Below are 13416 nucleotides of genomic sequence, written 5' to 3'. Positions count from 1 at the left end.
CGTTACATCCCCCGTCGGCGCGCGGCGATTCTCTGCAGCACGCTGAACACGCCGAGCGCGAGCAGCAGCCCCGCGACGACGCCGACCACGCCGAGCACCACCGGGTGCCGCGCCGCTTGCGTCCAGACGCGCGCGTACCACGGCACGAAGCCGACCACGTACGGCTCGCCGACGCGCAGGCTGTCGACCTGCCCCGGCCGCACCAGCGCGAGGTCGCCCTGCAGCTGCGACACGAGGCCCGGCTTCTCGAGCACGTCGAGCAGATCGGCCAGACGCGCCTGGTCGGTCGCCGTCAGCGCCACGACGCTGCGGCCATGGCTGCCCGGCAGCTCGAACCCGGCCAGCGCCGCGAGCGAGCCCGTCTGTTCGATATGCGCGCCGCCGTCGGCCATGCCGACGCCGTTGCGCCAACGCTCCTTCACCGAGAACGCGACACGCGTCGCGCCCGTGCCGGCCTGCTGGTCGATCGACAGCGGCAACGCCGCGCGCCAGTGCGACAGCAGCGGCGACGCGGGCGAGCCGTCGATCACGAGCAGGTCCTTGCGGCCCGCGAGCGCGGCGACGTCGCCGGGCCGCGCGACCTGCACGCGCAGCGCCGGGAAGCCGGTCCACTGCCCCATGTGGCCGAGCATCGTCAGGTAGGCTTCCAGCTCCTGCGGCGACGGCCGGTCCGGCATCACGACCGCCGTCTGCGACAGGTCGGCGAAGCGCGTGAACGGGAAACCGCTGTTCGCGAAGAACGCGAGGTTCGGCAATTGCGCGTAATGGACGAAGTGCGAGAAGTCGATCGTCGAATCCGGATCGATCGCCGCGCGCTGCGGCTCGGTCGCGGTGCTCGAGCAGAGCCCCGTCTTCTGCGAATCGAGCGTGAAGCGGAACTGCAGCTGGTTGCCGCTGCCGACCCGGAACGCCGGAATGTCGACATCGCTCGTCACGCGCCCTTCCGGCACCGACAGCAGCGGCAGCTGCATGCGCCCGCGCGCGTCTTCCGCATGGGTCGGCCCGAGCCGGTACGACTTCACGAGCTGTTCGTTGATCTCGACGGCGAGCGTCGAGTTGTCCTGCACGGTCGGCGCGGTGTAGCGATAGCGCAGCGTGATCGGCACGCCCGAGCCGTTCCACGAATGCAGATCGGCCGGCACGCGCAGGTTCAGCCGGATCGCGTCGGGCGACGTGCCGCGCACTTCGAGTTCGCGCGGATCCGACACCAATTCGCGGAACGTGATCGGCCGGTTCACCGGCAGCCAGCGCGGTGCGTCGTACGGCTTGCGCGGCGCGCCGAGATCCACGTGCGCGACCGTCGCCGCCGGGCCCGACAGCGCCGCGCGGCCGAGCACGAGCGCCGCGACCGCGTCGTCGACCTCGGCGGCCGTGCGGCCCGTCACGACCAGCAGCTTACGGCCCGGCGCGGCCGGGTTATCCGCGACGGCGAGCAGCGGACCGTTGACCGACGGCAGCGCGAGGCCGGCCGGCAAGGTCGCGGCCGTGCCGACCACGACCGCCTGGTCGTCGGCCGGGAGCGTCGCCGCAACCGGGAAGCGCGCCTGCCGGTAGTCGGCCAGCGCGCCGAACCACGACGCGAGCACGCCGGCGCTGCGCAGCGTCGCCGAGTCGGGCGACGCCGGCAGCACGAACGGCAGCCGCAGGAGCCCGTTGTCGCGCCGGTCGAAGAACGGCGCGGGCAGCAGCGCGAGATCGTTCGGCAGGCGCACCGGCGACTCGTCGAGGATCAGTTCGCTCGTCGGGCTCACGTCGGCCCACAGCGCCGAGCTCGACGGGTCCTCGCAGTGGTCGAGCGTGTAATGCGCGATCAGGCGCAGGCCGATCTGGTTGAAATCGGAGAAGTAGCGCGGATCGATCGGGATGTCCTGCGTGACCGTGCGGCCCGCGCGGGTTGCGTCGAACGGGACGGTCGCGACCACCTCGCCGTTCATCGACACCTTCAGGTGCGACATCGGGAAGACCAGCGCCGGCGAATACGCGTAGGTCAGGCGCAGCCGCGCGCCGGTGACCACGCGGTCGAGCCGCACGCCCGCATTGATCGTGCGCGCGTCGTCGGCGCCGCGCAGGTGGACCGGATCGAACGCGCCGAGCGACGCGAACGGCAGGTGCACGGTCGTCGCGGGCTGGCCGGCGGCGCTCGGCACGGCCGCGCCGCTGGCGGGCGCCGTCACGGCCGGACTGCCGGCGGACGCCGAAGCGGCCGCGGCCGGCATCGGCGCGGCCGACAACGCGGCCGCGTGGAACGCGCCGAACGTGGCGAGCGACAGGACGAACAGCGACGCGGCCGGCTTCATGCGCGGCCCCGCTTCGTCAAGATCGTCCGGTCATCAAGCGCGCCACAACCGACGCGCGCAAAGCAGCTATGCCCGTGAGTGCACATCCCCACTGCTTCCCCTCAAAGTCTGGCCTGAATGCATTTATCGAAACGACGCGGCGAATCATTTTGCTGCCGATTCGTCGGACAGCGCGCACCGGGCACCGGCGCTCGCACATTCGTCACACTATCTCAAAATCAAGACAAAACTCGCCCTGATTCGTGCTGACGAAGCGAAAAACAACTCAATCCGGTCGGAAATGCTGCGCGTCGCGATGGAATGGCAAGAGTTACACCGTTGCTGCCGGCCGGACCGCCCGGCATACTGCCGGCGCTGCCGAACCGGCGGTCCGGCGCCCCGGGAAACCGGCCGGATGCCGGCGGCGGCCCGTTGCGGGCCGCCCGGAACGCGCTGCCGCGTGAGCGGCGCGTATGCTACCGCAAGCCCGGGCCGCGTGCTTGGCTTTCTTCATGGAAAACTGACTTGGATCAAATCGTCGACACCGCTACCCCGTCCTCCGACACGCTGCTGCGCATCATCGCCGCGCAGACCGAGATCGCGAAACTCGGCCTCGACCTCGGCAGCGTGATGGCTTACGTGACCGAGCAGGTGCCGCAGCTCACGGGCGCGAGCGGCGCGGCGGTCGAATTCGCCGAAGGCGACGACATGGTGTACCGCGCCGCGTCGGGCTCCGCCGCCGGGATGCTCGGGCTGCGGCTGCGCCGCTCGGGCAGCCTGTCCGGCCTGTGCGTGACGCGCGGCGAGCTGCTGCACTGCAAGGATTCGGAATCCGACCCGCGCGTCGACCGCGATGCGTGCCGCCGGGTCGGGCTGCGCTCGATGCTGGTGATGCCGCTCACCCACGCGGACACGACGGTCGGCGTGCTGAAGGTGATGTCGCCGGACATCGACGGTTTTTCGGCCGCCGATGCCGGGACGCTGCGGCTCACGGCCGACCTGATCGCCGCCGCGATGTTCCACGCGGCGCGCAACGAGGCCAACGAGTTGTACCTGCGCGCGACGCACGACGCGCTCACCGGCCTGCCGAACCGCGCGCTGTTCTACGACCGCCTGCGCCAGTCGATGCATACGGCGCTGCGCGCGAACGGCCGGCTCGGCATCCTCAACATCGACATGGACGGGCTCAAGCCGATCAACGACGGCTACGGCCACCGCGCGGGCGACGCCGCGCTGCGCGAGATCGCCACGCGGATGCAGCGCGCCGTGCGGCGCTCGGATACGGTCGCGCGCGTGGGCGGCGACGAGTTCGCGGTGATCCTGCCGAACATCGGCAGCCGCGACGACGTCGATGCGCAACGCGCACGGCTCGCCCGGCAGGTCGGCGAGCCGTTCGAATTCGAGGGACATCCGCTGCGGCTCGGCGTCAGTGTCGGCGTCGCGATGCTGCCTGACGACGGCACCGACATGAACGCGCTGATCGAACGTGCGGACCAGGCGATGTACGCGGTGAAGCGCACGCGGACGCAGCGGGCGGCGCACGCGTAACCCGCTTGACCGGCCCGGGCCGCGGCCGTCCGGGCCGGTTACGGATGGTTAGCCGACCCGCGCCACCGCGATTGCAAAACCGACCACGATCCACTGCACGATCGCGACCAGCATACCGGCACGGCACAACCCGACCGCACCGCGCACACGCGCGTCGAGCGCGCGTCCGGCCTTGCCTGCGTCGATCCAGCCGAGGTCGGCAAGCGCGCGATCGAGCGCGGCCAGCCCGTCGTCGGCCGACGCATCGCCCGATGCCGTGCGCGCGAGCGCGGCGAACAGCCGCCGGTCGATCTCGATGCGCACCGCGTACCACAGCGCGGCAATCCCCGACCCGGTGCTGATCACGGCCAGCAACACACGCGCGATCGTCGCCGGCGGCCAGCCCGCCGCGATCCACCAGCCTGCGCCGGCCGCGGCCAGCGCGGCCGCGATCGCCCACGCGCCGGCGTCGAGCGCCCCGCGCGCGGCGGCGATCCGGAACGGTGCGGACGGGTCGCGCATCACGCCGCTCCCGTTACGCGGCGGCGGTCGATCCAGTCCTGCAGCACGGCCGCGCCGTCGTCCGACCATACCGCGCGCGGCCGCACCGCCCGTACCGCGGCAAGCGCGTCGCGCGCGTCGCCGAGCCCCCGCCGCGCGGCGAGCCAGGCAGCCGCGCACAGCACGCTGCGCCCGTAGCCGAGCGCACAGCAGATCAGCACGTCGCGCCCGTCGGCGTGCAGGCGTTCGAGCGCCGCGACGGCCGCCGCGAGCTGCGCCGCGGTGGGCGCGACGAGGTCGAGCTGCGGCACCGACGCATACGCGAGCGACGCGTCGGCCGCGGCCCAGCGCGGCATCTCGGCCGTCAGGTCGACGAGCGCGGTGAAGCCGTGGCGTCGCAGATCGCGCGTGGTCGGTGTGCGGCCGATCGACACGCGCTCGTCGATCCGCGCCAGCGCCGGATGCCGGAACGTCCACACCCGCGAGTTGACGAACGCGCCGGCGATCGTCGGTGCGAGCAGCCAGCGGATGAACACCGGGAAACGGCCCGCGTCGTCCTTCTGGAACGCACCGGGCGCGCCGCGCCGGTAGATCCACGCGACGCACGCGAGCGCCAGCGCGGCCCACCCGGCCGCCAACGCCCAGCCCGGCGCGCGCGACACGCAGCCAAGCGCCACCAGCGCGACCAGCGCCGCGCCGAGCGCATAGCGGCGGGCGAGCGCGCGGCCGGCGACGGACGGCGAGCCGGTCGCGCCCGGCAGTCGCCCCGCGGCGTCACGCAACGGAAACCGGAACAGCGCCAGACAGCCGACGGCCGCACCGGTCGGCACGTCGATCGCATGATGCTGATAGGTCGTCAGCACCGACACGCCGATCGCCGCGAACCATGGATGCAGCACGAGCCGAGCGAGCGTGCCGCGCAACTGCTTCGCATAGACGGCCCACAGCACGACGAGCAGGCCGATGTGCAGCGACGGCGCCTGGTTGAACGGCTTGTCGAACCCCATCAGCAGCGTGAACAGCGCGCCGGCCACGCCGCCCGCGTCGGGCCGCTCGAAGCCGAAGCGCAGCGGCCACGCGACGAAGCACGCGACCGACACCAGTTGCACGGTCAACAGCCGCTTCACGTGATCGAGCAGATCGTCGCGGCGGGTCCAGAAGAAGAACGACAGCGCGTACAGCAGGTCGATCGACCAGTACGGCACGATGGTCCATGGCACGAACGGAATCGCATGTTCCCAGCCGAACGCGAAGGTCGGCACCACGGCACGGCGCGCGGCGAGCCAGTTCGCGAAGCCGTACGAGGAAAAGAACACCGCGCCCATCGCCGCGAGCCAGCCGACGCGCAGCGCGAACGACGCGTCGTGCGCGCCGGCCGCCGACTCGGCGAGACTGTCGCCCGCGCCCGCGCCGCCGCCGAGCGCGCTCATGACGCGTCGACCCGCTGCGCGAGACTGACCGTGAAGATGCCCATCTCGTCGATGCGCTGGTCGAGCTTGCGAAAGCCCGCGCGCGCGACGAGCTCGTCCATCTCGGCCTGCGAGCGGCGGCGCATCACCCAGGTCGCGTCGCCGCGATGATTGTTCAGCGCGCGGGCGATGAATTCGAGCTGCGGATGCCACGGCTGCCCGGTATAGACGAGATAGCCGCCGGGCGGCACCGCCTGCGCGAGCCCGCGCAGCGAGCGTTCGATCAGCGCGTTCTCGCCGAACAGTTCATACAGCCCCGACACGATCGCCAGCGTCGGACGCGGCTCGAGCGTCGCGAGCGACGCCTCGTCGAACGCGTCGCCGCGCTCGAAGCGCGCGATCGGCTCGAGACCGCGCTGCGCGATCAGCACGCGCCCGGCCTCGACGTTCGGCGGGCTGTAGTCGCGCAGCGTGATGTCGTCGGGCGCCGCGCCGTCGCGTTCGGCGGCCGTCGCGATCGCGTCGAGCACGTAGCGGCCGTGCCCGGCCGCGATGTCGACGATCCGCACCGGTTCGCCGTGGCCGCGCAGCCGGCCGATCGCCGCACCGATCAGTTCCTGCAGATGCACCTTGCGCTGACGGATGCCGACCCAACCCGGCGAATCGAGATAGATGCGGTCGATCAGCGCGCCGACGCCGAGCCGGCCCTGCGCGCGGTTGCGGTACACATAGTCGAGCGTCGAACCCGAATCGAAGCCGAGCCGCAGCCCGAGCGCGATGCCGTCCGACAGCGCGCCGCCGGCCTTCAGACCCGCCCGCGTGATCGCCCAGTACGCCCGTGCGAACGGGTTCGCGGGCGGGCGGCCGAGCGCCGCGTATTCGTCGTGGAATGCGCCGCGCCGGTCGGCGTCGGCCAGCGACACGCGCGGGCTCGGCGTATCGAACTCGCGCAGCACGAACGCGCGCAGCGGTGCGAGCGCCCGCGCGCGGTCGCGCTCGCCGAGCGTGTCGTGATAGAAGCCGGGCAGCACGATGCGCTCCTTGCGCGCGGCGCCGAGCCGCTCGAAGAAGCGGTCCTGCGGGCCGCGATGCACGACCCAGTCGGCGCCCGAGATCAGCAGCTGCGTCGGCACGGTGATCGCGGCCGCATCGGCGACGATCCGCTTCGCGGTGTCGTGCAGGTCGAGCAGCATGTTCACGGCGATCGGCCGCGTGATCAGCGGATCGGCCGCATAGCTGGCGATCCGTTCGGGATCGTGCGTGAGGAATTTCGGTTTCACGTAGCTGTTCACGTAGAACAGCCCGCGCAGCTTGTGCATCAGCCGCAGCCCCGGCCGCGCGAACGGTACGTAAAGCTTGATGTGGAACGCCGGCGACGCGACCACGAGGCAGCGGATCGGCGGCGCGTAGTCGTGTACCCAGGTGGCGGCGAGCACCGCGCCGACGCTCTGGCCGACCACGGCCATGTCCTCGATCGCGATGCCGTGCGTGTCGCGGATATGCTCGACGAAGGTCTGCAAGTCGCGCACCGACGCGGCCGCGCTCGGGCTGTAGCCGCGCGCGCCGGGCGAGCGGCCGTGACCGCGCGCATCCCACGCGAAGAACGCGAAGTCCGGCAGGTCGAGCTCGTCGACGAGGTGCGCGACACGCGCCGAATGTTCGTGGCCGCGATGCAGCAGCACGATCGCGCCGCGGCAGCGCGGGCCCGTCGCGGGCCAGTGGCGATAGAACAGCGTTTCGCCGTCGTGCGTGATGAAGTCGGCCTCGCGGGCCGTGCGTGCGTTCATGCGATCTCTCTCGTTTCGTTATTCGAATCATGCGGCGCCGCCCTCCGGCGCCGGTCCCACTACCGCCGTCAGCCGCCCGCTTCGGCGATCCCGGCCTGCACGCGCCGCACCACCGTCACGATCGACAGCACGATCAGCACGCGCCACAGCCATGCGGCGACGCTGCCGACCGGCAGACCGAAGCCGATCCACAGCGCGAACGCACCGAGCGCGAGCGCGCGGTCGCTCTTGCCGAACGGGCCGTCGTAGCGGCGCGTCGCGCCGGCGAGCGGGCCGATCAGCCCCGCGCATTCGACGATGACCGCCGTCAGCGCGAACAGCCAGACGTCCGCCGCGGCGAACGCCGAAATCGCGAGGAACGGCAGCACGAGCGCGACGTCGGACACGACGTCGCCAAGCTCGTTCAGGTACGCGCCGAGCGTGCTCTTCTGCCCGTGCTCGCGGGCGAGCATGCCGTCGATCGCGTTGAGCGCCATCCGCACGAACAGCCAGATCGGAATCAGCAGGAACAGCACGCGGGCGAACACGCCAAGCCCCGCGAGCGCGCCGACGACGATCGAACCGCCGGCCGCGAACAGCGTGACCTGGTTGGCGGTGACGCCGCGTTCGGCAAGCGAATCCGCGAACGGACGCAGACGATTCTGGAATTTCGGTTTGAGTGCGTAGAGGCTCATCGTTTTATTGATTCTTCACGTTCGGACACGTTTGCCGCTGCCCTGCCCCGGGCAGCACGCCCGTCGGCGTCGGCTTTCGACAGGTGGTCGCCATCGTCGCCGAGCGGCCCCGACGCGTCAAGCCGCGCGCCGTACCGGCCGCGCCGGGCAATCTGGTGTTTTCGACGGAAACTCGCGATAATCCGCTGGCCCACGAGCGCAGCAATTCATTCGAACTGTGACCGGGCGCTCGTGCAACAGCCGATTATCACGCCGTCGAACGGCGAATTCGCCGCGACGCAACACCCGCCGGCGCATCGTCCGATTATCGCGGCCCTGCGACAGGCAGCCACGAATTTGAAAAAACTTGAACAATGGCCGTCCGGCGCGCATCCTGCCGCGCCGGCATTCCGGGATTCCGCCCGCCGCCCATGCGCGGCCGCGCGGGCATGCATGCAGGAGGCGCCGCGCCGATGAACATCCTGAACGTCTGGCAGCGCGATTTCCTGCTGTCGATCGTGCGGCTCGTCGCCGGTGCGTATCCGGTCTGGCATCAGGCGCCGCCTTCCCCGACGCAGAAGATCTACTTCTCGAACCATACGAGCCACATCGACACGCTCGCGATCCTCGCCGCGCTGCCGCGCGACGTGCGCGCGGTCGTGCGGCCCGTCGCCGCGCGCGACTACTGGGACAGCAGCAACGTGAAGCGTCACATCGCGCAGAAGCTGCTGAACGTCGTGCTGATCGACCGCCACCGCGAAAGCGGCGGCGACCCGTTGGACCCGGTGCGCGACGCACTGCGGCAAGGCCACTCGATCATCATCTTTCCGGAAGGCACGCGCGGCGCCGAAGTCTTGCCGCAGCCGTTCAAGAGCGGCCTGTTCCATCTCGCGACCGAGTTTCCGGAGGTCGCGCTCGCGCCGGTCTATCTCGAGAACCTGCAGCGCATCATGCCGAAGGGCGCGATCTGGCCCGTGCCGCTGATCTGCAAGGTGCACTTCGGCGCGAACGATGCGCTCGGTGCCGGCGAAGACAAGCCGACCTTCCTCGCCCGCATGCGCGACGCGATCGTCGCGCTCGCGCCGCCGCAGCGGCCGGCCGGCTGAACGCGGCGCCCTCCTCTCCCTTTTCCGGACCTCTCCATGCGAACTCTCTTCTGGGAACTGGTCGCCGGCGTCACCGGCGTGCTGGTGCTCGCGACCGTGATCGGCGCGATCCTCGGCGCGCGCAGCGGCGGCACCAGCGCGACCATCGTCAACCTGAACCAGCGCATCCGCGCGTGGTGGGCGATGATCGCGATCATGGTCATCGCGATCGGCCTCGGCAACAACGTCACGTATCTGGTGTTCGCGCTGCTGTCGTACCTGACGCTGCGCGAATTCATCACGCTCACGCCGACGACCCCAAGCGACCACACGACGCTCTTCATCGCGTTCTTCGTCGCGATTCCGGTGCAGTACCTGCTGCTCGGGATCAACTGGTACGGGATGTATTCGATCTTCGTGCCGGTGCACCTGTTCTTCGCGATGTCGCTGGTGTCGGCGCTCACGCAGGACACGCGCGAATTCCTGAGCCGCAACGCGAAGATCAACTGGGCGCTGATGGTCTGCGTGTACGGGTTGAGCCATGCGCCGGCCGTGCTGATCCTCGACATCCCGCGCTACGCCGGGCAGAACGCGCTGCTGCTGTTCTTCTTCCTGTTCGTCGTGCAGATCAGCGACGTGCTGCAGTACGTGGTCGGCAAGCTGTGCGGGCGCCGCAAGATCGCGCCGCGCCTGTCGCCGTCGAAGACGGTCGAGGGCTTCGTCGGCGGCGGCCTGCTCGCGACGCTGTGCGGCGCGTCGCTGTATCGCGTGACGCCGTTCAGCTTCGGCGCGGCGTTCGGGATCTCGCTCGCGATCGTGATCGCGGGCTTCGTCGGCGGCCTGGTGCTGTCGGCCGTGAAGCGCTCGCTCGGCACCAAGGACTGGGGCTCGATGATCGCGGGCCACGGCGGGATGCTCGATCGCGTCGATTCGATCTGCTTCGCGGCGCCGGTGTTCTTCCACCTCGTGCGCTACGTGTACGTGTGACACCGGGATGGCGGGACGGCGCGACGCCGTCCGGTCCCGATTACCGCACGCTCGATCTGACGCACAACGCCGTCGGCGATGGCGGCTCGACAGATCCAGGTTGTCGATTCATCGAACCCGCGAATCGTCACGCCGGGTCGGGCAAATCGATCGCCAGCAACGCCGAGCTGACCGACTTGCCGTGCGCGTCGAGCGCGAGCGAGCGCGTGACGCCCCCGCCGAGCGCATCGCGCAGCACGAAGTTGAACGCAGAAAGCGCCGGCAGTTCGTAGCGCACCACATCGCCGTGCACGATGCCCGCGAGCCATGCCTTCACCGCCGGCGCATCGAGATGCGCGCGCAGGTGTTCGTAGTGACGCGGATCGCGGCAGATGACCGACACGTTCAGCGTATTGCCCTTGTCGCCGGTGCGCGCATGCGCCAGTTCACGCAGTTGCATCATGCCTCCACGAATGAAAACGACGGCGTTACGTCCGTGCGCGGCAGCAGCACCGACTGCACCGCGATCACCTCGCGCGTCGACTTGAACGCGCCGCCGCCGCCGGCCGGGCCGTTCGTATAAAGCGTCTCGACTTCGTTGCCGATCCGCGCGGCCTCGGCGGCGCTCGCCGCACGGCCGGCCACGCGCACGCGGACTTCGGCCGGCTCGCCGCGCACGGCAGGCGTCGCGTCGCCGTACAGCGAATCCACGCCGATCAGGTCGAAGCGCAGTTCGGTCGCGGCCACGCCGGTCAGCGCGAGCCGCTCGCGGACGATGTCGAGCGCGAGCCGCGCGCGCGCCAGCGCGCCCGGCCCACCGTACGAGATCTGCCCTTCGCCGATATGGCCGTCGACGTACGCGACCGACACCTTCAGCGTGTCGGTGCGCGCGCTGCCGCGCCCGCCCGTCACGCGCACGCGGTCCGGCGCCTCCTCCGCGACGGCCACGCGCGTGAAATCCGCGACGACGTCGGGCTGCAGGTAGCGCGCCGGATCGTGAATCTCGTACAGCAGCTGTTCCTTGCAGGTCGCCGCGCTCACGCGGCCGCCCGCGTGCGGCACCTTGGTGATCACGACCGAGCCGTCGGCCGCGACCTCGCCGATCGGGAATCCGAGCCGCGCGAGATTCGGCACGTCCTTGTAGCCGGGGTCGGCGAAATAGCCGCCCGTCATCTGCCCCGCGCATTCGAGCAGATGGCCGACGACCGTCGCGGCCCCGAGCGTATCCCAGTCGTCCATTCGCCAGCCGAACGCGTGGATCAGCGGCGCGGCGAACAGCGACGGATCGGCGACGCGCCCGGTCAGCACGACGTCCGCGCCGGCCGCGAGCGCGTCGACGATCGGCGCGGCGCCGAGATACGCGTTCGCGGACACGATGCGGTCGCGATACGCGGCGACCTCGTCGCCCGACTCCTCGAAACGGAACGCGCCGCGCAGCACGACGTCGAGCACGTCGTCGCCTTCGACCGCCGCGACCTTCAGCCCCGCGAGGCCGAGCGACTGCGCGATCCGCGCGGTGCGCCGCGCGGCCGCGCGCGGGTTCGCCGCGCCCATGTTCGACACGATCCGCACGCCCCTGGCCGCGGCCACCGGCAGCACGGCATGCATGCGTGCGTCGAGCAGCGGATCGTAGCCGAGCGATGGATCCTTGCGCCGCGCCTGCTGCGCGATCGCGATCGTGCGCTCGGCCAGGCATTCGAAGACGAGAAAGTCGAGCTGCCCGTGCTCGACCAGTTCGATTGCGGGCTCGATCCGGTCGCCCGAATAGCCGGCGCCCGCGCCGATGCGTACGCGCCGTTCGTGTGATGGCTTTGCTGTCATGTCGATACCGTGGTCCGGCGCTCGCGCGCCGGGAAAAGTCAGAAAACGCCCAGCACGACGCACGCGATCGTCATCACGATCGAGGCGCCGAACAGCAGCGGAAACGTGAATTTCTGGTGCTCGGCCAGCTCGATCCCGCACAGGCCGACGACGAGGAACGTCGCGGGCGTCAGCGGGCTGACCGGAAACCCGGTCGTCATCTGGCCGAGCAGCGCGGCCTGCCCCACGTGCACGGCCGGCACGCCGAGCTGGCCGGCCACTTCCGCGATCACCGGCAGCACGCCGAAGTAGAACGAATCGGGATCGAACAGCATGCTGAGCGGCATCGACGCGAGGCCGAGCGCGACCGGGATGTGGCCGGCCATCGACGGCGGCACGAAGCCGACCGCCGCCTGCGCCATCGCCTTCAGCATCCCGCTGCCCTGCATGATGCCGGTGAACACGCCGGCCGCGAGCAGGATGCCGGCCATCATCAGCGCCGCGCGCGCATGCGCGTCGATGCGCTTCCTCTGCATGTCGACGTCCGGGTAGTTCACCATCAGCGCGACGCACAGGCCCACCATGAACATGATCGCCGGCGGGATCTTCTCGCCCATCACGACCATCGTGCCGAGCACGACGAGCGTCAGCACCAGGTTGAACCAGAACAGATGCGGCCGGCGCAGCGCCTGCTCGTCGGGCGTCAGCTCGCGTGTCGGCAGCGGAATCGACGCATCGTCGCGCGACAGGCCGAGCCGCTTCTCCTCGCGCCGCCCGAGCCAGTACGCGACGCCGAACACGAACACCAGCCCGATCGCCTGCACCGGAATCAGCGGATTGAACAGCGCCGACACCGGCAGGTGCAGCGACGCCGACGCGCGGATCATCGGCCCCGTCCACGGCAGGAAATTGATCCCCGCCGCCATCGACACGGCGGCGGCCAGCACGCGCCGGTCCATCTTCAGGCGGTCGTACAGCGGCAGCACCGCGGGAATCGTCACGAGAAAGCAGACGGCGCCCGAGCCGTCGAGATGGATCAGCAGCGCGAGCAGCGTCGTGCCCATCACGATCCGCGTGGGCCGCGTGCCGACCGCGCGCAGGATGCGGTCGATGATCGGGTCGAGCATGCCGGCATCGGTGATCGTCCCGAAATAGAGGATCGCGAACACGAACATCCCGACCACGGGCGCGAGGCCCTTCAGCCCGTCGATCACGAATTTGCTGGTATGCAGCCCGAAGCCGCCGATGAGCGACGCCGCGATCGGCACGATGATCAGCGCCACGAGCGGCGACATGCGTCTGGACAGAATCGCGGCCAGCAGCACGACGATCGTGCCCAGTCCGAGTAACGGCAGCATCGGTGTCTCCTACCTTGTCTTTTATTGGAGACGAGCGTAAGGTCGGCGCAGCGA

At 70.4% G+C, this 13416-nt stretch carries 12 protein-coding genes; 4 read left to right on the top strand and 8 right to left on the bottom strand.

Annotated elements, in window-relative coordinates:
• Window positions 1-2: 2 nt before the first annotated feature.
• Complete coding sequence (gene bcsB, locus WS46_RS17155; RefSeq protein WP_059691209.1) at window positions 3-2297, bottom strand: cellulose biosynthesis cyclic di-GMP-binding regulatory protein BcsB; 2295 nt, start codon at window positions 2295-2297, stop codon at window positions 3-5.
• Window positions 2298-2801: 504 nt separating this feature from the next.
• On the opposite strand from bcsB, the gene WS46_RS17150 reads away from it, so the two are divergent.
• Complete coding sequence (locus WS46_RS17150; protein ID WP_059523337.1) at window positions 2802-3824, top strand: sensor domain-containing diguanylate cyclase; 1023 nt, start codon at window positions 2802-2804, stop codon at window positions 3822-3824.
• Between the two features lie 48 nt (window positions 3825-3872).
• Here the strand turns inward: WS46_RS17150 and WS46_RS17145 are convergent, their stop codons facing one another.
• The 4 genes from WS46_RS17145 to WS46_RS17130 all read right to left on the bottom strand — a co-directional run bounded on the left by WS46_RS17145 (window position 3873) and on the right by WS46_RS17130 (window position 8174).
• On the bottom strand, window positions 3873-4325 hold the full coding sequence (locus WS46_RS17145; RefSeq protein WP_059523339.1) for a hypothetical protein: 453 nt from the start codon (window positions 4323-4325) through the stop codon (window positions 3873-3875).
• The gene (locus tag WS46_RS17140; RefSeq protein WP_059691208.1) at window positions 4325-5734 is read right to left on the bottom strand and encodes a phosphatase PAP2/dual specificity phosphatase family protein; all 1410 of its coding nucleotides are present in this window, start codon (window positions 5732-5734) and stop codon (window positions 4325-4327) included. Before WS46_RS17140 ends, WS46_RS17145 begins: the two co-directional genes overlap by 1 nt.
• Window positions 5731-7500: a bifunctional alpha/beta hydrolase/class I SAM-dependent methyltransferase gene (locus tag WS46_RS17135; RefSeq protein ID WP_059691207.1), complete on the bottom strand. Its 1770-nt coding sequence runs from the start codon at window positions 7498-7500 to the stop codon at window positions 5731-5733. Before WS46_RS17135 ends, WS46_RS17140 begins: the two co-directional genes overlap by 4 nt.
• 68 nt (window positions 7501-7568) lie before the next feature.
• Window positions 7569-8174, bottom strand: a complete 606-nt coding sequence (locus WS46_RS17130) for a CDP-alcohol phosphatidyltransferase family protein (RefSeq protein WP_059691206.1) — start codon at window positions 8172-8174, stop codon at window positions 7569-7571.
• A gap of 83 nt (window positions 8175-8257) precedes the next feature.
• On the opposite strand from WS46_RS17130, the gene WS46_RS35395 reads away from it, so the two are divergent.
• The 3 genes from WS46_RS35395 to WS46_RS17120 all read left to right on the top strand — a co-directional run bounded on the left by WS46_RS35395 (window position 8258) and on the right by WS46_RS17120 (window position 10225).
• Window positions 8258-8395, top strand: a complete 138-nt coding sequence (locus WS46_RS35395; protein ID WP_156443143.1) for a hypothetical protein — start codon at window positions 8258-8260, stop codon at window positions 8393-8395.
• A gap of 231 nt (window positions 8396-8626) precedes the next feature.
• Window positions 8627-9259, top strand: coding sequence for a lysophospholipid acyltransferase family protein (locus WS46_RS17125; RefSeq protein ID WP_059523822.1), 633 nt, complete (start codon window positions 8627-8629; stop codon window positions 9257-9259).
• A 36-nt stretch (window positions 9260-9295) separates the two neighbouring features.
• On the top strand, window positions 9296-10225 hold the full coding sequence (locus tag WS46_RS17120) for a phosphatidate cytidylyltransferase (protein WP_059691205.1): 930 nt from the start codon (window positions 9296-9298) through the stop codon (window positions 10223-10225).
• Between the two features lie 127 nt (window positions 10226-10352).
• Here the strand turns inward: WS46_RS17120 and WS46_RS17115 are convergent, their stop codons facing one another.
• Genes WS46_RS17115 through WS46_RS17105 form a run of 3 tightly spaced genes read right to left on the bottom strand, consistent with a single transcriptional unit; the run spans window position 10353 to window position 13362 of the window.
• Entirely contained in the window at window positions 10353-10664 is a 312-nt protein-coding gene (locus WS46_RS17115; protein WP_059691236.1) for a hypothetical protein, read from the bottom strand.
• The gene (locus tag WS46_RS17110; protein WP_059691204.1) at window positions 10664-12025 is read right to left on the bottom strand and encodes an acyclic terpene utilization AtuA family protein; all 1362 of its coding nucleotides are present in this window, start codon (window positions 12023-12025) and stop codon (window positions 10664-10666) included. The genes WS46_RS17115 and WS46_RS17110 overlap by 1 nt, the downstream gene beginning before the upstream one ends.
• Before the next feature lie 38 nt (window positions 12026-12063).
• The gene (locus tag WS46_RS17105; RefSeq protein ID WP_059523350.1) at window positions 12064-13362 is read right to left on the bottom strand and encodes a CitMHS family transporter; all 1299 of its coding nucleotides are present in this window, start codon (window positions 13360-13362) and stop codon (window positions 12064-12066) included.
• Window positions 13363-13416: the final 54 nt, after the last annotated feature.

Source organism: Burkholderia sp. RF4-BP95 (assembly GCF_001521985.1).
Taxonomy (GTDB): Bacteria; Pseudomonadota; Gammaproteobacteria; order Burkholderiales; family Burkholderiaceae; genus Burkholderia; species Burkholderia diffusa.
Note: the sequence above shows the minus strand (reverse complement) of the source record. Positions and strands in the feature narration are given on the sequence as shown.

Coding starts and splice junctions, on each gene's coding strand:
- WS46_RS17105 (WP_059523350.1), bottom strand. CDS start 13,362: ATGCTGCCGTTACTCGGACTGGGCACGATCGTCGTGCTGCTGGCCGCG.
- WS46_RS17135 (WP_059691207.1), bottom strand. CDS start 7,500: ATGAACGCACGCACGGCCCGCGAGGCCGACTTCATCACGCACGACGGC.
- WS46_RS17125 (WP_059523822.1), top strand. CDS start 8,627: ATGAACATCCTGAACGTCTGGCAGCGCGATTTCCTGCTGTCGATCGTG.
- bcsB (WP_059691209.1), bottom strand. CDS start 2,297: ATGAAGCCGGCCGCGTCGCTGTTCGTCCTGTCGCTCGCCACGTTCGGC.
- WS46_RS17130 (WP_059691206.1), bottom strand. CDS start 8,174: ATGAGCCTCTACGCACTCAAACCGAAATTCCAGAATCGTCTGCGTCCG.
- WS46_RS17120 (WP_059691205.1), top strand. CDS start 9,296: ATGCGAACTCTCTTCTGGGAACTGGTCGCCGGCGTCACCGGCGTGCTG.
- WS46_RS17145 (WP_059523339.1), bottom strand. CDS start 4,325: ATGCGCGACCCGTCCGCACCGTTCCGGATCGCCGCCGCGCGCGGGGCG.
- WS46_RS17115 (WP_059691236.1), bottom strand. CDS start 10,664: ATGCAACTGCGTGAACTGGCGCATGCGCGCACCGGCGACAAGGGCAAT.
- WS46_RS17140 (WP_059691208.1), bottom strand. CDS start 5,734: ATGAGCGCGCTCGGCGGCGGCGCGGGCGCGGGCGACAGTCTCGCCGAG.
- WS46_RS17110 (WP_059691204.1), bottom strand. CDS start 12,025: ATGACAGCAAAGCCATCACACGAACGGCGCGTACGCATCGGCGCGGGC.